This is a genomic window from Streptococcus sp. Marseille-Q0941, from assembly GCF_943736975.1.
In the GTDB taxonomy this organism is placed as follows: Bacteria; Bacillota; Bacilli; order Lactobacillales; family Streptococcaceae; genus Streptococcus.
This window is the reverse complement of record NZ_CALSFO010000003.1, coordinates 171,243-193,773: the sequence shown is the minus strand read 5'-3', so window position 1 is coordinate 193,773 and position 22,531 is coordinate 171,243. Positions and strand designations below refer to the sequence as shown.

At 40.3% G+C, this 22,531-nt stretch carries 24 protein-coding genes; 5 read left to right on the top strand and 19 right to left on the bottom strand.

Features of this window, described 5'->3' with window-relative positions:
• Positions 1–119 precede the first annotated feature (119 nt).
• Entirely contained in the window at positions 120–761 is a 642-nt protein-coding gene (gene plsY / locus NGI26_RS02800; protein ID WP_251935663.1) for a glycerol-3-phosphate 1-O-acyltransferase PlsY, read from the top strand.
• 30 nt (positions 762–791) lie between these two features.
• On the opposite strand, the gene NGI26_RS02795 is transcribed toward plsY, so the two are convergent.
• The 8 genes from NGI26_RS02795 to NGI26_RS02760 all read right to left on the bottom strand — a co-directional run bounded on the left by NGI26_RS02795 (position 792) and on the right by NGI26_RS02760 (position 8,550).
• Positions 792–1,748 carry an ABC transporter permease gene (locus NGI26_RS02795; RefSeq protein ID WP_251935661.1) on the bottom strand — a complete coding sequence of 319 codons (957 nt, stop codon included), beginning with the start codon at positions 1,746–1,748 and terminating at the stop codon, positions 792–794.
• 2 nt (positions 1,749–1,750) lie between these two features.
• Positions 1,751–2,809, bottom strand: coding sequence for an ABC transporter permease (locus NGI26_RS02790; RefSeq protein ID WP_214261756.1), 1,059 nt, complete (start codon positions 2,807–2,809; stop codon positions 1,751–1,753).
• Positions 2,802–4,337: an ABC transporter ATP-binding protein gene (locus tag NGI26_RS02785; protein WP_251935659.1), complete on the bottom strand. Its 1,536-nt coding sequence runs from the start codon at positions 4,335–4,337 to the stop codon at positions 2,802–2,804. The genes NGI26_RS02790 and NGI26_RS02785 overlap by 8 nt, the downstream gene beginning before the upstream one ends.
• Before the next feature lie 140 nt (positions 4,338–4,477).
• The gene (locus tag NGI26_RS02780) at positions 4,478–5,533 is read right to left on the bottom strand and encodes a BMP family lipoprotein (RefSeq protein ID WP_251935657.1); all 1,056 of its coding nucleotides are present in this window, start codon (positions 5,531–5,533) and stop codon (positions 4,478–4,480) included.
• Between the two features lie 90 nt (positions 5,534–5,623).
• Positions 5,624–6,013, bottom strand: coding sequence for a cytidine deaminase (locus NGI26_RS02775; protein WP_251935655.1), 390 nt, complete (start codon positions 6,011–6,013; stop codon positions 5,624–5,626).
• Positions 6,000–6,662, bottom strand: a complete 663-nt coding sequence (gene deoC, locus NGI26_RS02770) for a deoxyribose-phosphate aldolase (protein ID WP_251935653.1) — start codon at positions 6,660–6,662, stop codon at positions 6,000–6,002. The genes NGI26_RS02775 and deoC overlap by 14 nt, the downstream gene beginning before the upstream one ends.
• A 17-nt stretch (positions 6,663–6,679) precedes the next feature.
• Positions 6,680–7,963, bottom strand: coding sequence for a pyrimidine-nucleoside phosphorylase (locus NGI26_RS02765; protein ID WP_251935651.1), 1,284 nt, complete (start codon positions 7,961–7,963; stop codon positions 6,680–6,682).
• Entirely contained in the window at positions 7,960–8,550 is a 591-nt protein-coding gene (locus tag NGI26_RS02760; RefSeq protein WP_251935649.1) for a class I SAM-dependent methyltransferase, read from the bottom strand. Before NGI26_RS02760 ends, NGI26_RS02765 begins: the two co-directional genes overlap by 4 nt.
• Before the next feature lie 509 nt (positions 8,551–9,059).
• On the opposite strand from NGI26_RS02760, the gene coaA reads away from it, so the two are divergent.
• From coaA to NGI26_RS02745, 3 genes are all read left to right on the top strand, one after another.
• Complete coding sequence (gene coaA / locus NGI26_RS02755) at positions 9,060–9,980, top strand: type I pantothenate kinase (RefSeq protein WP_251935647.1); 921 nt, start codon at positions 9,060–9,062, stop codon at positions 9,978–9,980.
• A 52-nt stretch (positions 9,981–10,032) separates the two neighbouring features.
• Positions 10,033–10,281 (top strand): 30S ribosomal protein S20, encoded by a 249-nt coding sequence (gene rpsT / locus NGI26_RS02750; protein ID WP_006148721.1) that lies wholly within the window; start codon positions 10,033–10,035, stop codon positions 10,279–10,281.
• A gap of 65 nt (positions 10,282–10,346) precedes the next feature.
• Positions 10,347–10,862 carry a DNA topology modulation protein gene (locus tag NGI26_RS02745; RefSeq protein WP_251935634.1) on the top strand — a complete coding sequence of 172 codons (516 nt, stop codon included), beginning with the start codon at positions 10,347–10,349 and terminating at the stop codon, positions 10,860–10,862.
• A gap of 342 nt (positions 10,863–11,204) precedes the next feature.
• Here the strand turns inward: NGI26_RS02745 and deoD are convergent, their stop codons facing one another.
• The 9 genes from deoD to NGI26_RS02700 all read right to left on the bottom strand — a co-directional run bounded on the left by deoD (position 11,205) and on the right by NGI26_RS02700 (position 19,770).
• Entirely contained in the window at positions 11,205–11,915 is a 711-nt protein-coding gene (gene deoD, locus NGI26_RS02740; protein ID WP_000022080.1) for a purine-nucleoside phosphorylase, read from the bottom strand.
• A gap of 395 nt (positions 11,916–12,310) precedes the next feature.
• Entirely contained in the window at positions 12,311–13,591 is a 1,281-nt protein-coding gene (locus NGI26_RS02735) for a chloride channel protein (RefSeq protein ID WP_251935632.1), read from the bottom strand.
• 2 nt (positions 13,592–13,593) lie between these two features.
• Entirely contained in the window at positions 13,594–14,403 is an 810-nt protein-coding gene (locus NGI26_RS02730; protein ID WP_153225929.1) for a purine-nucleoside phosphorylase, read from the bottom strand.
• Entirely contained in the window at positions 14,400–14,960 is a 561-nt protein-coding gene (locus NGI26_RS02725; RefSeq protein ID WP_251935629.1) for a DUF1697 domain-containing protein, read from the bottom strand. The genes NGI26_RS02730 and NGI26_RS02725 overlap by 4 nt, the downstream gene beginning before the upstream one ends.
• Before the next feature lies 1 nt (position 14,961).
• On the bottom strand, positions 14,962–16,173 hold the full coding sequence (locus NGI26_RS02720; RefSeq protein WP_251935627.1) for a phosphopentomutase: 1,212 nt from the start codon (positions 16,171–16,173) through the stop codon (positions 14,962–14,964).
• A 19-nt stretch (positions 16,174–16,192) separates the two neighbouring features.
• Positions 16,193–16,876 (bottom strand): ribose-5-phosphate isomerase RpiA, encoded by a 684-nt coding sequence (rpiA, locus tag NGI26_RS02715; RefSeq protein ID WP_251935625.1) that lies wholly within the window; start codon positions 16,874–16,876, stop codon positions 16,193–16,195.
• A 104-nt stretch (positions 16,877–16,980) separates the two neighbouring features.
• Positions 16,981–17,910: a peptidase U32 family protein gene (locus NGI26_RS02710; RefSeq protein ID WP_251935622.1), complete on the bottom strand. Its 930-nt coding sequence runs from the start codon at positions 17,908–17,910 to the stop codon at positions 16,981–16,983.
• Positions 17,911–18,020: 110 nt separating this feature from the next.
• A complete protein-coding gene (locus tag NGI26_RS02705; protein ID WP_251935619.1) occupies positions 18,021–18,701 on the bottom strand; it encodes an ABC transporter ATP-binding protein in 681 nt (226 codons plus the stop codon).
• Between the two features lie 13 nt (positions 18,702–18,714).
• Positions 18,715–19,770, bottom strand: coding sequence for an ABC transporter permease (locus tag NGI26_RS02700; RefSeq protein ID WP_251935617.1), 1,056 nt, complete (start codon positions 19,768–19,770; stop codon positions 18,715–18,717).
• Between the two features lie 369 nt (positions 19,771–20,139).
• Here NGI26_RS02700 and NGI26_RS02695 point away from each other — a divergent pair, with 369 nt between their 5' ends.
• Positions 20,140–20,415, top strand: a complete 276-nt coding sequence (locus tag NGI26_RS02695; protein WP_251935615.1) for a DUF3270 family protein — start codon at positions 20,140–20,142, stop codon at positions 20,413–20,415.
• Positions 20,416–20,441: 26 nt separating this feature from the next.
• Here the strand turns inward: NGI26_RS02695 and NGI26_RS02690 are convergent, their stop codons facing one another.
• Both NGI26_RS02690 and NGI26_RS02685 read right to left on the bottom strand, forming a co-directional pair.
• Positions 20,442–21,776, bottom strand: a complete 1,335-nt coding sequence (locus tag NGI26_RS02690; RefSeq protein ID WP_251935613.1) for a sensor histidine kinase — start codon at positions 21,774–21,776, stop codon at positions 20,442–20,444.
• Positions 21,769–22,440 (bottom strand): response regulator transcription factor, encoded by a 672-nt coding sequence (locus tag NGI26_RS02685; protein ID WP_251935611.1) that lies wholly within the window; start codon positions 22,438–22,440, stop codon positions 21,769–21,771. The genes NGI26_RS02690 and NGI26_RS02685 overlap by 8 nt, the downstream gene beginning before the upstream one ends.
• Between the last annotated feature and the right edge of the window lie 91 nt (positions 22,441–22,531).

Below are 22,531 nucleotides of genomic sequence, written 5' to 3'. Positions count from 1 at the left end.
GCAAAATTTTTCTAATTGTAGATCCCTATTGTCAAATCTTTCTATTACAAGATTTCAGATGTCACAATTCCAGAAAAGATTCCTTACGTTTCTCTCCTGTTTCATGGTATAATAGAAGCATGATAACAATAGTATTATTAATTTTAGCTTATTTATTGGGTTCGATCCCTTCAGGCTTGTGGATTGGGCAAATCTTCTTTAACATCAATCTAAGAGAACATGGATCCGGCAATACCGGAACGACCAATACTTTCCGCATTTTAGGTAAGAAAGCAGGTATGGCAACCTTTGTGATTGACTTCTTTAAAGGGACCTTGGCAACTCTCCTTCCTATCCTTTTCCATTTACAAGGTGTATCACCTCTTGTATTTGGACTTTTGGCTGTGATTGGACATACTTTCCCTATCTTTGCAGGATTTAAGGGGGGCAAGGCTGTCGCAACCAGTGCTGGGGTGATTTTCGGATTTGCGCCTGTTTTCTGTCTCTATCTAGCAGTCGTATTCTTTGGAAGCCTCTATCTTGGTAGCATGATTTCCCTTTCCAGTATATCGGCTGCTCTTGCTGCGATTCTTGGAGTCCTTCTATTTCCTCTGTTTGGTTTTATTTTAACTAGTTATGATCTACTTTTCACGGTGATTATGATTGGTCTTGCAAGTTTAGTGATTGTGAGACACAAGGACAATATCAAACGCATCCAAAATAAAACGGAAAATATTATCCCTTGGGGACTCAACTTAACTCATCAAGAACCTAAAAAATAAAACGTCAGTTGAAACTGACGTTTTTTTATATTATTTAGATTTAATATAGTTGATACCATCTGCTTTCGGAGCAACAGCTTTACCAAAGAAGGCTGCTAAAACGACAATGGTCAAGAGGTAAGGTGCGATTTGAAGGTAAACTGCTGGCACTCCTTGTAGGAAAGGTAATTGAGAACCGATAACTGCCAAACTTTGTGATAGTCCAAAGAAAAGACTTGAAAGCATAGCACCAACAGGATTCCATTTACCGAAAATCATGGCAGCAAGAGCGATAAACCCTGGACCGACGATGGTTGTCACTGAGAAGTTAACAGAAATTGATTGAGCGTAAATAGCTCCACCGATTCCTCCGAGGAAACCTGAAATCACAACTCCAAGATATCTCATCTTGTAAACATTGATTCCCAAAGTGTCTGCTGCTTGTGGGTGTTCACCAACTGAACGAAGACGAAGTCCAAAGCGAGTTTTAAAGAGAACAAACCATGCTAAGAATGAGAAAGCAATTGCTAGATAACCAAGTAAACTTGTTGACTTGAAGAAGATATCTCCGATAACTGGGATATTCGCCAAAAGAGGGAAATCAAATCGACCAAATGTTTGCGTTAAGTTATCCGTTTGTCCCTTGTTATAAAGCACCTTGACCAAGAAGACTGCCAAGGCTGGCGCCATCAAGTTAAGTACGGTACCACTGACAACATGGTCAGCACGGAAATGAATTGTAGCTACTGCGTGAATGAGCGAGAAGATTGCACCTACTAATCCACCAACTAGAAGCGCCAACCAAGGAGTTAATGCTCCCAAATCTTGAGCAAATTCAAGGTTAAAAACAACTCCAGAAAATGCACCCATGACCATGATTCCTTCAAGACCAACGTTAACAACTCCACCACGTTCAGAGAAAACTCCTCCGATACTTGTGAAAATAAGTGGTGCTGAGTAAATCAACATGGACGAAACCATAAGGGTTAACATTGTTGTAATCGACATCCTTATTTACCTCCTTTAAGTTGTTTTCTTGGTTTGACAAAGCGTTCGATGATGTAGTGAACGCTGACAAAGAAGATAATTGAGGCTGTAACGATACTTACAAGCTCAGACGGTACTTGTGCAGCATTCATACCCGGTGCTCCAACCTGTAGGACACTGAATAAGAAGGCCGCAAATAGAATTCCAACTGGGGAGTTTGACGCAAGTAGACTTACTGCCATACCGTTAAATCCGACTGCCAATGATGAACCTTGAACGTAGACGTTTTGGAAGGTACCAAGTCCTTCTACTGCTCCACCAAGTCCTGCGAGGGCACCCGAAATAATCATGGATAGAATAATGGTACGTTTAGCTGAAATACCTGCATATTCAGAAGCATTTGGATTTAGACCAACTGCACGGATCTCAAAACCGAGAGTTGTCTTTTTAAGCATGAACCAGATAACCGCAACGGCTATGATAGCAAAGAAAATCCCAATGTTCATACGAGAATTTCCTGTTAGCTCAGCAAGCCAAGGTGTTTGATAAGTTGCATTTGCACTAACACGAATAGACGAATCCGTACTTTGCATAATTTCTTTAGGGAAGCTGTGGATAAAGGCATTTCCCACATAAAGAACAATGTAGTTCATCATAATGGTTACGATAACCTCAGATGTCCCAAGGTAGGCTCTTAAAATACCAGGAATAGCACCAACGATTCCTCCCGCAACCAAGGCAATAACAATTGTCGCAAGAATCATTAAGGGACGTGGCAAATCTGGGAAAGAAAGAGCGAACCAACCACTCATAACCCAACCTGCGAGGGCTTGTCCTGGAAGACCAACATTAAAGAAACCAGCACGGCTTGCCACTGCAAATCCTAGAGCAATCAAGACCAAAGGCCCCATGGCACGGAAGATTTCACCGATTCCACGTACACTACCAAAGGCTGTGTAGAAAAGTTCTTCATATCCCCAGATAGCATCGTAGCCAAAAATCCACATGACGATGGCTCCGAGTAGGATCCCTAAAATAACAGAAATCAAAGGAACCGAAATTTGTTGTAATTTTTTAGACATCACTCTTCTCCTTTTCCAATTCACCACCAGCCATCAAGACACCAAGCTCTTGCTTGTTGGTTGTTTCTGGGGTTACAATCCCTTGAATCTTACCATCGTGGATAACGGCAATTCTATCAGAGACATTTAGAATCTCATCAAGTTCAAAGCTAACTACAAGGACAGCTTTCCCATTATCACGCTCTTGAATCAAGCGTTTGTGAATGTACTCAATAGCACCGACATCCAGACCACGAGTAGGTTGGCTGACGATAAGGAGATCAGGATTTCGATCGACTTCTCGAGCGATGATAGCTTTTTGTTGATTTCCTCCAGAAAGAGCTTTAGCCGGAACAATCTCACTAGCAGCACGCACATCGAATTCTTGCATTAATTGTTTAGCATATCCGATGATATTGCTATAATTTAAGATACCCTTCTTGCTAAGAGGCTCTTTGTAGTAGGTTTGAAGAGCAATGTTCTCAGAAATCATCATTTCCAAAACCAAACCATCACGATGGCGGTCTTCTGGAACGTGACCTACACTCATTTCTGTAATTTGGCGCGGGCGCAATCCTACGATGGACTGGCCTTTCAGCTCCACACTACCCGACTCAATCTTTCGAAGGCCAGTGATAGCTTGGATCAATTCTGACTGACCATTTCCATCAATCCCGGCAATTCCGACGATCTCACCAGCTCGAACATCGAGGGATAGATTTTTAACCGCTGGAACACCACGGTTTTCGTTGACAACCAAGTCTTTAATCGATAGAATCACTTCTTTTGGTTGAGCCGCCTGTTTCTCAGTTTTGAAGGAAACAGAACGACCTACCATCATCTCAGCTAAGTCAGCATTGGTTGCACCAGCAATTTCAACTGTTTCGATAGATTTACCACGACGGATAACAGTGACGCGGTCAGATACAGCACGAATTTCATCCAATTTATGGGTAATCAAGATAATTGATTTCCCTTCTTTGACCAAATTCTTCATAATAGCCATCAACTCATCGATTTCTGATGGTGTTAAGACGGCAGTTGGTTCGTCAAAGATAAGGATATCTGCTCCACGATAAAGTGTCTTTAAGATTTCAACCCGTTGTTGAGCCCCGACAGAGATATCTGCAACTTTGGCAGAAGGATCCACAGCAAGACCATAGCGTTCAGACAACTCATTGATTTCTCGAGTTGCACGAGCAATATCTAGCACACCATTTTTGGTCAACTCACTCCCCAAAATGATATTTTCAGAAACAGTGAATGCTTCTACCAACATAAAGTGTTGGTGAACCATCCCAATTCCGAGGCTAGCTGCTTTTGATGGCGAGTCTAGCTTCACAACTTGACCGTTGACCACAATTTCACCACTAGTTGGTTCTAGAAGCCCCGCTAGCATGTTCATAAGAGTGGACTTGCCCGCTCCATTTTCTCCTAAAAGTGCATGAATTTCACCTTTACGAAGCTCAAGGTTAATCTTGTCGTTAGCGACAAATTCACCAAAAACTTTGGTAATTTCACGCATTTCAATGACATTATCGTGTGCCATGTGCTCTTCCTTTCAGAGTTTTATTTTGTTTCAATAAAACCTGCTAAAGAAACTTAGCAAGCTCTATTGAGACAAAACCATTTGCCTCAATTCTTAAAGAAGCGGCCCAAGACCGCTTCCTAAGAAATGACTTCCATCCATTATTTTTCAGGAACTTTGATACTACCATCAAGGATTTTAGCTTTTGCATCTTCAACAGCTTTTTTACCTTCTTCAGAAAGGTTTGTTACTGCCAAGTCAACACCTTTATCCTTCAATGAGTAAACGATAACTTGACCACCAGGGAATTCACCTTTTTCAGCTTTGTTAGCAAGGTCTTTTACAGCTGTACCAACTTGTTTCAAAGTAGAAGCAAGTACGAAGTTAGCTTCTTTACCATCTTTAGAAGTATATTTACCTTCATCTACTTGGTCACGGTCTACACCGATAACCCAAACTTTTTCACTTTCATTTTTGCTTTCGTTCAAAGATTTAGCTTCAGAGAAGACACCTGCCCCAGTACCACCAGCTGCTTGGTAGATAACATCTGCACCTGCAGCATATTGAGCTGCAGCGATTGTTTTACCTTTAGCAGCATCACCAAATGAACCAGCGTAGTCTACTTGAACTTTGATAGATGGGTCAACTGACTCAACACCAGCTTTGAAACCAGCTGCGAAGCGAGAAATAACTTCAGATTCCATACCACCTACAAAACCAACTTGTTTTGTTTTAGTAGTTTTAGCTGCAGCGACACCTGCAAGGTATGCTGCTTCGTTATCAGCAAAAGTAGCACTTACAACATTTTTTTGATCTTTGATCACATCGTCAATCAAAACATAGTTTATATCTGTATGTTCTTTGGCAGCATCAGCAACTGCATTTTTAAGTGCAAAACCAATACCATAGATCAAGTTGTAGTTTCCAGCTGCTTGTTGCAAGTTGTTTGCGTAGTCAGCTTCACTTGTTGATTGGAAGTAAGTATAACCTTTATCTTTTTCAAGGTTATGTTCTTTACCCCAAGCTTGAAGACCTTCCCAAGCTGATTGGTTGAATGATTTATCATCAACACCACCAGTATCTGTAACGATAGCTGCTTTAGTCTTCACATCAGAAGAAGATGAAGCTGCGTTGCGAGAAGAGCGATTACCACATGCAGCAAGTCCAAATGCTGCTACTGCAACTAGACCAAGGCCTAGCCATTGTTTCTTGTTCATTACTGAACCTCCTAAATAAGATGCGCAACGATGTTGCAAGTATGGATTGTTTGGTCACAAGGACCCTTGCTACTCAGTGAGCAGCACAGACTAGTTCAAGTCTGTAAATGAGTATGGAAGTAATTCCCCGACCGTCATCTCGACCGTCGTTTTATCTTTGGCGACTAGAGTCACCTTTAGATCTGGTTTAAAAAATTCGACCATGACTTGGCGACAAGCACCACAAGGCGAAATCGGTTTTTCTGTTTGACCATAGACAATCAATTCTGAAAAGTCTCGCTGTCCTTCAGAAACCGCCTTAAAGATAGCTGTTCTTTCACCACAGTTGGTCAAAGAGAAGCTAGCATTCTCGACATTGACTCCAGTATAAACACTTCCATCCTTGGCAACCAATACGGCACCAATTGGAAAATGTGAGTAGGGCACATAGGCTTTTTTACTAGTTTCAATTGCTAAATCAATCAACTCAGTAGTCGCCATCAGCTAATTCTCCTTTAAGGATTGCTACACCAGACGATGTTCCGATACGAGTAGCTCCTGCCTCAACAAAAGCAACAGCATCCGCATAAGAACGAGCTCCACCAGCAGCTTTGACACCCATATCCGGTCCAACTGTCTGGCGCATTAATTGAACATCTGGTAGTGTTGCACCACCTGTTGAGAAACCTGTAGAAGTCTTGACAAAGTCTGCTCCTGCTTTCTGGGCTAGTTGACATGCAAGAACTTTTTCCTCATCTGTCAACAAACAAGCTTCAATAATCACCTTAACGAGTTTGTCTCCGCTTGCTTCAACAACTGCTCGAATATCTGACTCAACAAATGCAGCATTTTCTGATTTGAGTGCACCAACGTTGATAACCATATCAATTTCGTCAGCACCATTTTGGATAGCTTCTTTGGTTTCATAACCCTTAACAGCTGAAGTTGTGGCTCCTAGAGGGAAACCTACAACCGTACAAACTTTTACATCTGTATCTTTAAGACCTGCTTTTGCATGAGAAACCCAGCATGGATTTACACAAACACTTGCAAAATCGTACTCTCTTGCTTCAGATAGCAAACGATCGATTTGTTCTACTGTCGCATCTTGCTTCAATAGCGTATGATCAATGTATTTATTTAATTTCATATCATTTTATCCTTAAATTAGGAGATAATTTCGATGATTTCACGTGTTTTTATCGCTTCATCACTTATTTTAATTTTAACATATTTTTGGAAATCTGTAACTAGTTCAGGAGAAATTTTGCCATTTGCATATACTTTTGCGACAATTTCGCCCTTTTTGACTGATTCTCCAACTTTCTTCTCAAAAACAATCCCCGTCTCATAGTCAAGAGTATCTGTTTTCACTGCACGTCCAGCACCTAATCTCATGGCAAAAAGACCGAACTCCATGGCTGGAAGTGCCTCAATGACACCATCTAACTGAGCAGGAATTTCTACTACATGATCAACTTTTACAGGCCGATAAAGATCTTCTAAATCTCCACCCTGAGCAAGAACCATCTCTTCAAATTTTTTAAGAGCCTTGCCATTCTCAAGATGTTCTTTCACTTCCTCAACCGTTTTTTCAACATTTGCCAAAGATAGCATAATCTGGGCTAACTCACAGATAAAGTGGCTAATATCCTCGCGTCCTTTACCCTGAAGAATTTCTAGTGCTTCTAGAATTTCCAAGCGATTCCCAATGGCACGTCCCAAAGGTTGACTCATATCCGTAATGACTGCTACGGTCTTTCGACCTACTGCCTTCCCAAGATTTACCATGGTTTGAGCCAGTTGACGTGCCTCGTCGACTGTCTTCATAAAGGCACCTTCACCAACTGTTACGTCCAGTAAGATAGCATCAGCACCAGCTGCAATCTTTTTACTCATGACAGAACTAGCAATCAAGGGGATGGTATCAACTGTCGCAGTCACATCTCGTAGTGCATAAAGCAGTTTATCCGCTTTGACTAGTTGATCAGACTGTCCAATGACTGAAACACCCATATCTTGGACTTGTTTGATAAAGTCATCCTGACTGCGTTCGACTTGAAATCCTTTGATAGATTCTAATTTATCGATAGTTCCACCGGTGTGTCCCAGACCTCTACCACTCATCTTAGCCACTGGAACATCAAAACTGGCAACCAGGGGAGCTAAAATCAAGGTGACCTTATCTCCTACTCCACCAGTTGAGTGTTTATCAACCTTGATACCTTCAATAGCGGATAAATCAAATTCTTGACCTGTCTTGACCATATTCATAGTCAAATCAGAAATCTCCTGTGTAGTCATACCTTTAAAATACACAGCCATAGCAAAGGCAGACATCTGGTAGTCAGGAACAGTTCCTGCAACATAACCTTCAATCAGCCATTGGATTTCACTTGAGGTTAGTTCTTGGCCGTCTCTTTTTTTCTGGATTAGGTCTACTGCTCTCATTCTTTCACACTTCTAAGGATATAATATCCCTTATCTTTCTTTACAACCTCGCAATTACCAAAAACTTCTTCCATCTTGTTTTTAGCACTAGGAGCTCCCTGTTTCTTTTGGATGACAATGGTCAAATCTCCACCATCCGTAAGATAATCAATACTTTTCTCGATGATTTCATGAACGACTTGCTTGCCAGCACGAATAGGCGGATTCGAAATGACATGATTAAATAGTCCCTCTACCTGCTCATAAATGTTGGACTGGAAGATAGTCGCTTGAACATTGTTTTTCAGTGCATTTTGCTGAGCTAAATCCAGGGCACGATTGTTGATATCCACCATGGTTGCTTGGGCATCGTAAGCCTTTGCTAAAGTTAATCCAATAGGACCATAGCCACAACCTACATCAAGAATTTTTTCACCATTTTCAACATTGACACATCTTAACAATAATTGACTTCCGAAATCAATCATTTTTTTGCTAAAGACACCTGCATCTGTCAAAAAGGTCATCTTTTGTCCAAGTAGCTCCACTCTTAATTCGTGAACATCATGGGCAGCATCTGGATTTTCTGCATAATACATTTTACTCATAGTTTTATTTTACCACATAAATAAGTTAATTGTAAATCGTTTGCATGACAGCAAAGCCCATTCTTTTCCATCGATTTATTAAAAAATAGTATAAATTACCGAATCCCTTAGGGACCAAGCAAGTAAGCACCCAAAGCCATCGTAATGGGAAAAGAAAAAACACAAACTAGACCAAATAAGAAGAACCACCATTTTCGTATTAAGAAAGCGAAAATCAAGTAGATAAAACCAATGATTGGTAGCAAAAATAACAAGACAAAAGCAGACCAGCTATAGGCTTGATTCCCTAATGTCACAGTAAATTCTATTACAGTCGGAGATAGCCACAAAATCGCAACTAGTAAGCTAGTCCATTTTAGAATGTTATCGCTCACTACTAGTCTTATAACATCACCTCTTTTGATGTTTATTCTACTTATATTCTAACAAAGAAAGCGCTTTTTCTCAAATGATTCAGATGCCTTTATTTCTAAATTATGGTATACTGAGGTATCAAACGAGGAAAATTTATGACCAACGAATTTTTACATTATGAAAAAATCAGCCGAATAACTTGGCAATCTTTACATCGTAAAACAACACCTCCTTTAACCGAGGAGGAATTGGATTCGATTAAGAGTTTTAATGACCAGATTAGTCTCAAAGACGTAACAGATATTTACCTGCCACTGGCTCATCTGATTCAAATCTACAAACGTTCCAAAGAAGACCTAGCATTTTCAAAAGGAATTTTTCTCCAAAGAGAGAGTAAAAATCAACCATTTATTATCGGAATTTCAGGTAGTGTCGCTGTTGGCAAATCAACTACTAGTCGACTCTTACAAATTTTGCTTTCTCGTATTTTTCCAGAGGCAAGTGTTGAATTAGTGACAACTGATGGCTTTCTGTATCCTAACAGCATCTTAAACGAGCGAAATATCCTAAACCGAAAAGGGTTCCCTGAGAGTTATGATATGGAAAGATTGCTCGATTTCCTAGATCAACTAAAAAATGGACAAGATGTTGACATTCCTGTTTATTCTCATGAAATCTACGACATTGTTCCTCATCAAAAACAACGAGTTCAAGCAGCGGATTTTATCATAGTTGAGGGTATTAATGTTTTTCAAACGCCACAAAATAGCCGTCTTTACATCACGGATTTCTTTGATTTTTCCATTTACGTTGATGCTGCCGTCGAGGATATTGAGAGCTGGTATTTGGACCGTTTCTTGAAACTTCTTAGCTTTGCACAAGATGATCCAAACAACTATTACTATCGTTTCACCCAGCAACCAATTAGTGAAGTAAAAGATTTTGCCCATCAGGTTTGGACAAGTATTAATTTGACCAATCTACAAAACTATATCGAACCGACCAGAAATCGGGCCGAAGTCATTCTTCATAAATCTAAAAATCATGAAATTGATGAAATTTATTTAAAAAAGTGATTTCCCCTTGTCAAAATAATAGTTTTCAGATATAATGGTATAGTTAGTAAATATGGAGGTAAGAACATTGGCAAACATTAAATCAGCTATCAAACGCGCTGAATTGAACGTTAAACAAAACGAAAAGAACTCAGCTCAAAAATCAGCTATGCGTACTGCTATCAAAGCTTTTGAAGCAAACCCATCTGAAGAACTTTACCGTGCTGCTAGCTCAGCCATCGATAAAGCAGAAACTAAAGGTTTGATCCACAAGAATAAAGCTAACCGTGATAAAGCACGTCTTGCATCTAAACTTGGTTAATCTTTAACTGGATACAAAATGAGCTCTTCGGAGCTTTTTTTGTACACATTTTTCTGGAGGTTATCATGAAAATTGCTATTATAGGATATTCAGGCTCAGGTAAATCTACTCTGGCAGAAAAACTTTCCAGCTACTACTCCATTCCTAAACTCCATATAGACCGATTGCAATTTCAGCCTGGGTGGCAAGATAGCGACCACGATTGGATGTTAAAGGAGATGAAGACTTTCCTTTCTAAACATGAGGATTGGGTTATCGACGGCAACTATAGCTGGTGTTGCTACGAGGAAAGAATGGAGCAAGCTGATCAGATTATCTTTTTAAACTTCTCAGCATGGAATTGTTTAGCAAGAGCCTTTAAACGCTATCTAAGATACAGAGGAAAAGTTAGAGAAAGTATGGCAGACGGTTGTCCTGAACGTTTTGACTGGGAGTTTATCCGCTGGATTCTTTGGGATGGACGAACGAAAAATGCAAAGGATAGATATCAATACTTAAACAATACTTACCCAGAAAAGATGCGCATTCTCCATTCTCAAGCAGAGATTGATTGTTTCTTTCAATCTCTTAATACTCAATGAAAATCAAAGAACAAACTAGGAAGCTAGCCGCAGGTTGCTCAAAATACTATTTTGAGGTTACAGATGGAAGCTGAAGTGGTTTGAAGAAATTTTCAAAGAGGATAAAAATAGACGATAGAGTAACATTTCATTAAGGTCAGTATGGGGTGAATGACTAAAAAAGAGAGTGGGACAGAAATCGGTAATTCGTTAGAATTCGATTTCGTCGTCCCACCTTCGCACAGTTGAGTAGGGCTGTAAAAGCTGATGAAATCAGCCTAGTAGACCCCACTCAACCACTGCGTCTTGCTCGACAATCCAAAGAGGCTAGGACTTTTGTCCCAGCCTCTTTTGTGTTCCCTTTTATTCAGCAATCAATGTTTCCAAACCAACCTTCATCATATCAGTGAAGGTATTTTGACGTTCTTCTGCTGTGGTGTCCTCATCTGGATTGACCAAACTATCCGAGATGGTCATAATAGCTAGAGCATCAACATGGTGTTGGGCAGCTAGATAGTAAAGAGCTGCTGCTTCCATTTCGACAGCTTTCACGCCCCACTTACCGAGTTCAATATTCTTTTCAAAGTAGTTTGAGTAAAAGACATCTGATGACAATACATTCCCTACATGCGTTGTCATGCCAAGCTCTTTGGCAATATGATAAGCCTTATCTAGCAAGTCAAAGCTAGCGATTTGTGGAAAATCGTATTGAGGCCAGTCATTGCGGATGATGTTTGAATTGGTGGCAGCAGCTTGTGCCAATACCAATTCACGGACATGTACATCCTCATTTAAAGAACCAGCAGTTCCGACACGAATCAATTTCTTCACTCCGTAGTCGACAATCAACTCACGGGCATAGATGGAGATAGATGGCATCCCCATACCAGTTCCCATAACAGATACACGATGCCCCTTGTAGGTACCTGTGTAACCAAACATATTACGGACTTCGTTGAAGCAAACAGCATCTTCAAGGAAATTCTCAGCAATAAATTTCGCACGAAGAGGATCCCCAGGAAGAAGAATTTTATCAGCAATTTCACCCTGCTTAGCAGCAATATGGATAGACATAATTTAAGATACCAAGGGCGTTAAAGAGGCAAAGTAAAAATAGGAAATCCGACAAAGATGCCCTGCATCTAGGAGGATTTATCTTTTTTACACGGCCTCTAGCCCGGGTTCAATTCAAACCCGAACTGCCCTTCCTTTCATTTTTTTATTTAGAAAAGCTTTCCGCTCGTGTTCAAATCTGAACACATGCTCTACCTTTCTTTCTTAATTTTGATTTAGAGGAGAGCCGTCCGTATTCAGTTCAGCGAATACGGTTAACCCATCCTTTCTTTTTTTGTTTAAAAAAGTTTTCCGCTCGTGTTCAAATTAGAACACACGCTCTACTTTTCTTTATTAAATGATATTGATTATAAAACAAAAATATATTTTGGATTAGAAAAACTAGAGTATTCTTATTAATTTTCTTTTATCCTTGTCTTAGGTCGTAAGTATTTCTCCCAAGGGGTTCGGTCCAGCATTTTAGCAAAACCAAATGTCAAGTAAGCAGTCACCAAAAGAAAAGGTAGGGCCTCAAATGACTGACCAGTGAACCCCATTACCAATCCAGTTGCAGACAGGGGTGCCTTCAAGGTCACAGCTAAAAAGCAAACCGAACCTAATAGCAAAACTGCTGGCTGGTTGCCACTACCTAAAATCATGGTCAAGAGTGCAGCTCCTGCCATCCCCAAGGCAAAAGATGGGGTCAAGGTACCGCCATAGGCACCTGCCCAAAGGGTAACTAAAACGACCAAGGCTTTCAAGACAAACAAGAGGATTACCGTCTTGGCATTACTGCCGTTTAAAATCTCCTGAGCCATCATACGCCCATTACCAAGTAGATGAGGCAAATGGCTAGCCAATCCAACAAGGAAAAGGAATGTTACCGGCAGAGTATAGAGTATCCGCTTGTCCTTTATTCTCTTTGAAGAAACTTGTTTGTTGAAGCGACTAAAAAGCCAAGCGAGTGGAGTCAGGAAAAGAACTAATAGGGGAACAAGCCACATATCACCTAGTGGCCAAGTCATGGCTGGAATCTGGTAGAGAGCATGATCTGAAACAACAAAGCCTGCTGTAATGGCTGACACATATGTAGTCAGACCGACCAAGAAAAAACGTTTGACAGATAAAGCAATTCCCAAGGTTTCAAAAACGAAAAACACACTCGTTAACGGAACCTGATAGACAGCCGCTAAACCCGCACCAGCTCCACAGGTAATGAGAAAGATTTGGTCCTTTACGGAGAGAGAAAAAATATTGGCAATAGGTCTTGCAAATAAAGCTCCAATCTCCCGCGGTGCAGCTTCTTTGCCAATAGGTGCTCCCCCTCCAACTGCAATAATCTGCCAAATTGAATGAAATAGCTGTCTTAAAAAATGAAGTTTGTATTGTGAAGTCTCATCCTTCATCTGAGCTTTGATGGAATAAATCTTTGCTTTTCTTTGCAAGAAATACCAGACCAAGGCAGAACTGACACCCACGATGATTAAATTGAAGCCTATCCGTATTGAGGCAACACCATCTGTCAAGAATCCAGTGGTATGCTCTGTCTGACCAAAAGCAATCCCTTCAACCAGTTCTAAAAGATAATGAAGCAAAATTCCGAATATACCTGAAACTAGCCCTAGCATTATGACCGCTAGAACTAATTTGAGGTTATAGGGGATTTTCTGAAGACTACTCCTCAACTCTTGTAACATGATTACAATTCAGCAAGAATCGCTTTCAGCAAGCCTTTGAAGTCACCTTTAACACGTTCGGTCACTTCTACAACTTCCTCGTGGTTGAGTTCTTCTTGGAAACCAGCAGCATGGTTAGTAATACATGAAATTCCAAGAACCTTCAAGCCAGAGTGAGCTGCCACGATAACTTCAGGAACCGTAGACATACCAACAGCATCTGCTCCCAGTGTCTTATAGGCACGAATTTCTGCAGGTGTTTCATAAGTTGGACCAGTTACACCGATATAGACACCTTCATCAAGCTTAATCCCGAGTTTCTTAGCCACTTCATGGGCAGTAGCACGGTATTCTGGTGTGTAGGCCTTAGACATATCTGGGAAACGAGGACCAAAATCATCCAAGTTTTCACCCATCAATGGATTTTGGCCTGTCATGTTGATATGGTCTGAGATAGCCATCAAAGTACCAGGACCAAATCCAATACCGCCAGCTGCATTGGTTACAATGACACCTTCACATCCGAGAACTTTCATCACACGTACTGGGAAAGTCACGACTTCAAGAGGATTTCCTTCGTAGAAATGGAAACGACCTTGAAGAGCCAAGACCTTGCGGCCTGCAAGTTCTCCATATACCAATTTACCAGCATGACCAACTACTGTTGAACGCCCCCAGTTTGGAATGTCTGCATAGTCAACTACAACTGGATTTTCGATTTCTTCTGCCAATTCTCCTAGTCCTGATCCAAGGATTAGACCAAACTCAGGCGCTTGGATTCCTTTATCTTTCAGGAAAGCAGCTGTTTCATTGATTTTGTCTAAAAATGTCATTGTGTGTCTCCTTTTATTTTTTTAAGCATTTGACCAATTTTGTCAAAAGTTTTAGCATTGCGAATGGTGATGTTGCGATAAAAAGGCATCTTGAGCAAGTACTTGTGATAGGCAGTTGCATAGTAGGATTCCTCAGAAAATTTTCCCCAGAAAATCCCAAGTCTTCCAAAATGAACCACTTCATCTTCCAGTTCCAAACCGTTCACTTTCTCGATGACTTGATCCACATCCAAGCTCTCCGTGTAGAAGAGCACATCCTTTCGTGCCAAATCTTTGGTCCACCATTCAGGCAGATTTTCAAGTTCCGCTTCAAAGTCCTCAAGACTCAACAAGGAAAAGCTCTGAATAAATGGATAATGGACTTCAAAGAAAGTCTCTAACTTTTCAACCAATTGGGCTTTGGGAGCTGTCGAAGTAAAGAAAATGTTGCCACTGTTGATGTAGGTTTCAACCTTTTCCAGTCCCAACTCTGTCAGTTCTTGACGAAGTTGCACCATGACAACTTTATTTTTCCCACCTACATTAATGCCCCGAACAAGTAAAGCATATCGAATCATCTTAAACCAATTTATCTAAGAAGCTTTCCCCAATCATGGCAGTTTCAACGCCAAAGTTATCCGCAATTGTTGCTGAGATGTCAGCGAAGTGTCCAACTGGAAGTAATCCATTGCCTTTAAAGGATGGACTGTATGCTAAAAGTGGAATATATTCACGAGTATGGTCAGTACCAGCATAGGTTGGATCATTTCCATGGTCCGCAGTAATCAAGAGAAGGTCATCCTCTCGCATGGCTGCGATAATTTCAGGCAAGCGTTCATCAAACTCATGCAAACAATCACGGTACCCATGAGCATTGCGGCGGTGACCATAAAGGGCATCAAAGTCTACCAAGTTTGTAAATGAGAATCCTTTTTCAAACTCAGCAAGTCCCATAGTCTTCAACAGTGTATCAATTCCATGACTATTTGACTTGTTGTGGCCCATGTCATGGTTGATACCAGAACCGTTAAAGATGTCGTTGATTTTACCAACAGCATAAGTATCAATACCTGCTTCGTTGAGTTTATCGAGGACGGTTGGGGCAAATGGAGATACAGCCAAGTCACGACGGTTAGCTGTACGAGTGAAGTTTCCAGGCTCACCTACATAAGGACGGGCAATGATACGACCTAGAAGTGCTGGGCGCTCAAGAGTAATCGAACGAGCATACTCACAGATACGGTATAGTTCATCCAGAGGAATGATGTCTTCGTGGGCAGCGATTTGCAAGACAGGGTCAGCTGAAGTATAGATAATCAACTCGCCAGTTTCCATTTGGCGTGGTCCAAAGTCATCAATAACAGCTGTTCCTGAGTACGGTTTGTTGGCTTCACGAATGACCTTGCGTCCTGAAAATTCTTCGATTTTCGTCAAGATTTCCTCTGGGAATCCATTCCAGAAAGTATCAAACGGTTCTGTGATATTAAGTCCCATGATTTCCCAGTGGCCAGTCATGGTATCTTTACCTAGAGAGACTTCTTCTAACTTAGTTGCGTAACCAGTTGGATTGCTCTCAGCTGGAACTGTTTTCAATGGTGTTTCGCGAGGAATATTTCCAAGACCAAGTTTTGCCATATTTGGGACATTCAGACCTACTGATTTTGAAATGTGTCCAAGAGTGTCTGAGGAACCATCAGGAACCCCAGCATTGACAAAGTTATTAGCATCTGGTGCTGCACCGATCCCTACAGAATCTAGCACCACCAAGTGAATACGATTAAATTTTGGCATAGTGTGTCTCCTTTTTTGATTATTTTGCTTTTGTTGAAGTTAAAATCTGAACGCCATTTTGTCCAGCAACGATGACCTTATCTACCATTTGGTTAAACAAGCCATGCTCTACGACACCAACGACATGGTCCAAGTCTTGCCCAAGAGCAATCGGATCTTCAATGACTTCCAAGGCTAGATCAATGATAAAGTTCTGCATGTCTGTCACAAAACGTTGGCCATCCTTTTCGCGGAAGCTTGGTTGATAGCCAGCTCGCTCGAAACGACGAAATACTTGTTCGGCACCATACTGAACGACCTCTACAGGTAATTTAAAAGCACCCAGTTTCTCTACTAGTTTACTTTCATCAACGACCCAGACATATTCTTTAGATGGAGTTGCGACAACCTTTTCCATGAGAAGGGCCCCACCACCGCCTTTGATGCCGTTAAACTGACTGTCTACTTCATCTGCACCATCAACTGTCAGGTCTACAAAGTCTACTTGATCAATAGACTTAAGAGGAATATTGAGTCCTTCTGCCTGCTTGCTGGTCACACTAGAAGTCGTTACAGCTGTAATCTGTAGGCCTTCTTCCTTGATACGACGACCTATTTCTTCTACGAAATAGTAGGCAGTTGAGCCTGTTCCAAGCCCGACAACCATACTATCTTTGACGAACTCAGCAGCCTTGACACCTGCCATTTTTTTCAGATTTTCCACTTATACACCTCCAAATAGAGCTACTTCTATTATATCATGAATACGCTTCAAATTCATCCTTGCACTAGAAAAACCCGAACATGTTATGTCGGGTTTTGTGATGTTTATTTAACCATATCAGGGTCATAGTCGTAAAATCCAGTATCCAAGAAACGATTTTTAGGATGGAGCTTGCGAACTTCTTCATCAAGCAAGAAGGCCTGGTCATGTGTAAAGTTACCCTCTTGAATCAAATTGCGCGCTTGGATAAAGAGTTTTGCAATTTCTACAAAGTTCTGGCCTGGAGTGTAGAGACCTTCCAGTTTCCAGTGGGTAAATCCATGTTCTACTAGTTCAGTCAACTTGGTCATTAAATCAAGGTCATTGTTAGCAAAGATATGAGTCCCATGATTGTCTTCAAAAATAGAATAATGGCTCTCTGGGTCACTTGGCTCAGCCAAGAACAAATCACGTTGACGAGATTTTTCATCATCAATCTGTGTGAAATTGTAGTAGTTTTGCAAGAGTGGACGCTTCGAATGGTGGATGACACTAGCACCGTATACCAAGACCTCAGCAGGAATTTCAAGAATCTCAGGCATTTTGAAAAGTTCTGCAGATGGGATTTCACGCGCCAAAACTGCTTCTGACGCTCCTGCTTTTTGTCCCCAGAAGTTAATCTGACGACTGCTGGTAACCATGGTTGAGGCATCGTAAATCGTTTTGAAAGAATATTTATCACGGTTAACGACATAAAAGACACCTGCGTCCCCAACTGTGATATAGTCTGTCTTGATTTCTTCCAAAAAGTCTAGGAAGGGCTTGATACGGTCCATCATATCTTGGTGCATGAGGGCGTTAACTGCAACGATTAATTCCTTACCTGCATCATGGACGATTTTTGCGATTTCACGCAATTCTTCATGACTAAAGGTCGTTGGCAAACGAAGTCCAAAATCTTTCTCACCGACATAAATGCGGTCGACACCAGCTTCAAGTAGTTGTTCAACTTGTTCAATACTTTCAGCAGTTGCTGTAATGATAATCTTTTCCATAGAGAAAATTATACCACATTTCCAAAAAATCAGCTATATAGAAAAGTGGATCTTGTTAGTCCAAATTTTAAAAAAAGTGAACCGTATCAATAACAGTTCACTTTTTAGATTTATGCTTGTGTCTTTTCAACAAGTCGTCCGTCATCCATCACATAAATACGGTCAACCTTATCTAGCAGGCGAGTATCATGTGTAATCATGACAACTCCCCTGCCTTGCTCATGGGCAATTGAAGCCAACATATCCGTAACTTGATAAGCACGTTGCGTATCTAAGCTAGCTGTCGGCTCATCTGCAAGCACGATACTCGGATTATTGTATAAGGCTCTAGCAATTGCAGCGCGTTGGCGTTCTCCGCCAGAGAGAGCTTTTGGATAGTGATTTTGGACTTTTTCCAAATCCAACAAAGTAAATAACTCTTGTCGATCACTTTTTATAGATTTCTTTTTATCCAAACGGTCAATTAAATCTAATTGCTCCTTAACCGTTAAAAATGGAATCAAATTTGAAGCCTGGAGGATAAAACCAAATTCACGGAAGCGCAAATCCGTTTTTTCTTTTTCAGATAAATGCCCAGTCTCTTTTCCCTTTACTAGAATCTTTCCACTTGAAGCTTCCTGAAGTTGGCCTAGAGTCGTTAAAAAGGTTGTTTTACCTGATCCAGAAGGCCCCACGATAGCTACAAACTCACCGGAATTCAGCTGAAAATTGGTCTCATGGAGAGCTACGACTTTCATATTGCCTTCGCCATAAGTTTTTGTCACTTGAATCATCTCAATTAGTGTCGTCATATCATTCTCCTTATCATTCTGCAATCGCTGTAATTGGATCCACTTTAAGTAGACGCGGAAGCGAAATGACGCCACCCAGAAGTGCCATCAAGCAGATAACCAAGCTTAGCATAATGTATGCCAACCAACTAGGGTAGAAAAAGAAGGTTGCAGGTAAGACTAAAATGACAATCCAAATAGCTAATAAAGCCAATCCTATACCCAAACCAGATAAGAAAAAGATTTGGCAGAAAAGGGACCATACGATGGATTTGATCTGAATTCCTTGTGCTCGCATAATTCCATAGAGGCCTAATTTTTGAATGGTAATGATGTAGATAAAAATCCCTACAATCAGACCTGTAATGACAATCATAGCTAGAATCATTCCTGAAAATACATTGACCTGTGGAGTATAGCCAGGAATTTTCGAAATCATTTTTTGAATAAAAATCTGCTTCAAGCCATCGCCAGTCACTTCTACATTATTTTGCAATACCAATGCAGAGATCGAACGATTGCCTTTTGTTATTCCTTGTAAATCCCAATAAGTTGTTAAACTTGTAAAGACAACAGGTTCCGTGAAAAATTTATTTTCTCTGGTCAAACCTACAATCTTAAAACTTGTCTCACTTCCGTTGAGTTGAATAGCGTCCCCGAGTTTGATGCCGTAATTTTCAAAAGACTGATCCACTACCACTTCTTGGTCATTTTCTGGGTAACGCCCTTCAATCAAGGTTGGCGAGATAAAACTGTCCCACTCTAGACCAAAAATAGAGACATTCAACTTGTCACTACTATCGACAAGGTTTGTCACCGCAAACATGTAGCTTAGGGGAACAGCATCCTCAGACACTTTATCTTTGTAGTCTTTTTCTGGTATAAAGGATGCCGTCAAATTATCATTTGCATAATCGGATAGCACAACTCCTGTTGCCTGCCAATTATCAATAGCAGCCCTGTTATTTCGAACAAGCCCGAGAGCCAAACTGGTCATAAAAAAGACCATAAAAGCAATGAGAAAAATGGTTGTTAGAATTAAACTGTAACGCAGTTTATTCTGTAAAATTTCTTTGATAGCAAGATACATGCCAATCTCCTTTAAGTATTCTGTTGTCGAGGGAACAAATCTCCTCTTTACCATAGCACTAAAGATAGAAAACTATCTCGTCATGAACAACTAGAATCAATTTAAAAGAATCCTGTCCTTGCTTGAAAATTGAATTTATTTGCATCTGTGTATGATTTTTATTCGTTTCAATCATCAAACTTCTCCTCGTATAAGATAGAAAAAAATGATAAAATTTAAACAGTTTACTCATCATATCATGTTGCCATAAGAATGTCAAGAAAACTGAAAGTGACCTTGATAACAGATTTTATGCAATTTGTAACAATCCTGTAATAATTCTCTCTTTAAAAAATGATAAAATAGTAATGTACTGTTAAGGAGAGAAATATGCCCGCAAGAAAACTACACCCGTATGAGTTCAAACAAGAAAGTAAAAAAACTGCTCAGTATCAAGATTATGTTCCAGAGAATACTTCTGTCGCTAGTGTAAAGGAAGTCCTATTTTTTGTAAACATTGCTTGCTTCTGCGTCTTTTTAGCTATCTTTAGTTTTATGTTCTTATCGCTAAAATTGAACACTGTTTTATCATTTGCTTTGGCTATCGGCCTCAGTCTCGTGGCTTTACAATTTCAGCGCACTTTTATCAAGAAAAAAATCAAATAAAAACCTTCGATTCATCGAAGGTTTTTTTATTTATTCTTTCGTCTTGATGGTGTTGAGATAGCTATCTTGACTTCAAAAATTGTTCCGTTAGGTTTGTTATCTTTCACACTGATAGAGCCCTTTAAGGCATCGACGATCTGCTTAGCTAAAGACAAGCCTAAACCGAAACCACCCTTTTGACGTGTCCGAGCCTTATCAACGCGATAAAAACGATCAAAGATTTTCTTTTTATCGACTGCAGAAATACCGATACCATTATCTGCAACCGTTAGATAAAGGCTGCGTTCTGTCGTTGAAATCTCAAAATAAATATCACCCTCTTCTTCTGTATACTTGACCGCATTGTCAAATAGAATGGTCATCAATTGCTTGAGAAGGAGTTTATCTGTGATAATGGTGCGATGGACATGATTCTCGAAACGAAAAGCACGATTATTCTCAGATGCAATCATTTCATAGTTGGTAAAGGTCGTATCAAAGAAGTCGGGCTCTACTTCTCCGAACTCTGGCTTGATTCCATCATCCCTACGTGCCAGATTGAGAAGATTGGTTGTTAAAAAGCGCATATTTCGAACTTCTTCCAAACTAGAAGCGATGCTCTCACTTGACTCCAGAATGGTAGCCTCTGGTTTTCTAAAAAGAGTTTCTAGACGGTTCTGAAGAACTGCTAACGGCGTCCGTAATTCATGACTGGCATTTTCCACAAAGCTCTTCTGCTTTTGCATACTTTCAAGCAAGGGTTTCACACTGACACGAGCAAGATAAAGACTGGCCAAGATAGATAGAATCCAAAAACTTGCCATCACCACCACGATTAACTGTTCGTGGTTTTGACTAATCTGCTCTAGTTGGCTCGTGTTAATCAGGATAGCAGCATACTTGATATTGGTCGAAACCGAATCAATATTCATTTCAGTCAGGACAACACGATAAATCTCATCCTGACCGTAACTATTCACAACATGGAGTTGGCGAATATGGTTTAAATCCTTTTTATTGAAAGTGATTCTGTCTAATCCTAAAAAGCGATTTCCAGTCACTAATTGATTCAAATTTGAATCGAGCAAAATCACTTCAGTATTGGAACTCACATTTGGCTTTTTATCAGAAGCTGAAGTGACACTGCCGCTACTCAAATCCTTTACGTCCTCAGTTGCGCGATTGACCGCCAATTGAATAATATCTTGAGGATTTTTGCTGAGGGATAGCAGTTTCTCATCAACTGATGTGTAGAGACTGGAGTGCATAACCTGCAGGATAATCAGGGTCATGGCAGAGAAAATCAGCGTAAAAACACCAAAATTACGGATAAAATAACTGAAATCTTCTGCGTACCAATTCTTTCTAAATTTCTTAAACATGTTTTAAAATATACCCAACACTACGCAAGGTTTGAAGATTTTCAGCAAAGGCTGTACCCTTCAGTTTCTTGCGAACTTTTGAGACATAGACTTCCACAACGGAAATAGTCGTATCGCTATCAAATCCCCACAAACGATCAAAGATTTGAGTTTTTGGTAAGATGACATTTTGGTTTTGGAGGAAATAAACCAAGAGTTCAAATTCTTTACCGAGCAGCTCAACAGAGGCATCCTGAACCTTCACTTCATTGGTAGATAGATTGACTGTCAAGTCACCGTATGACAAGGTATTTTCGTTAAATTTCCCAGAACGTTTGAGAAGGGCCTGGATACGCATTTTGAGTTCTTCTAGGTAGAATGGTTTGGTCAGATAATCATCAGCTCCAAGCTCAAAACCATGTCCCTTGTCATCCAAACTCTCTTTGGCAGTCATGATAAGGACTGGGGTTATAATTCCTTTTTCACGCAATTCTTTCAAAACTTGGAAACCATTTTTTTCTGGCAACATCAAGTCCAATAGAATTAAGTCATAAACACCACTTTCAGCCTCGTATAGACCTTCTTCGCCATCAAAAACCTGCATGACATCCGCAAAATCATCCAAAAAATCAAAAACTGAATTTGACAGACCTAGGTCATCTTCCACTAATAGAATTTTAATCATCAAAAATTCCTCCTTATTATATCCATTATAGCAAAAATATCTTAAAAAAAACTCAACTTTTCTTGTTTTTCCAAGAGAAAGTTGAGTTTTG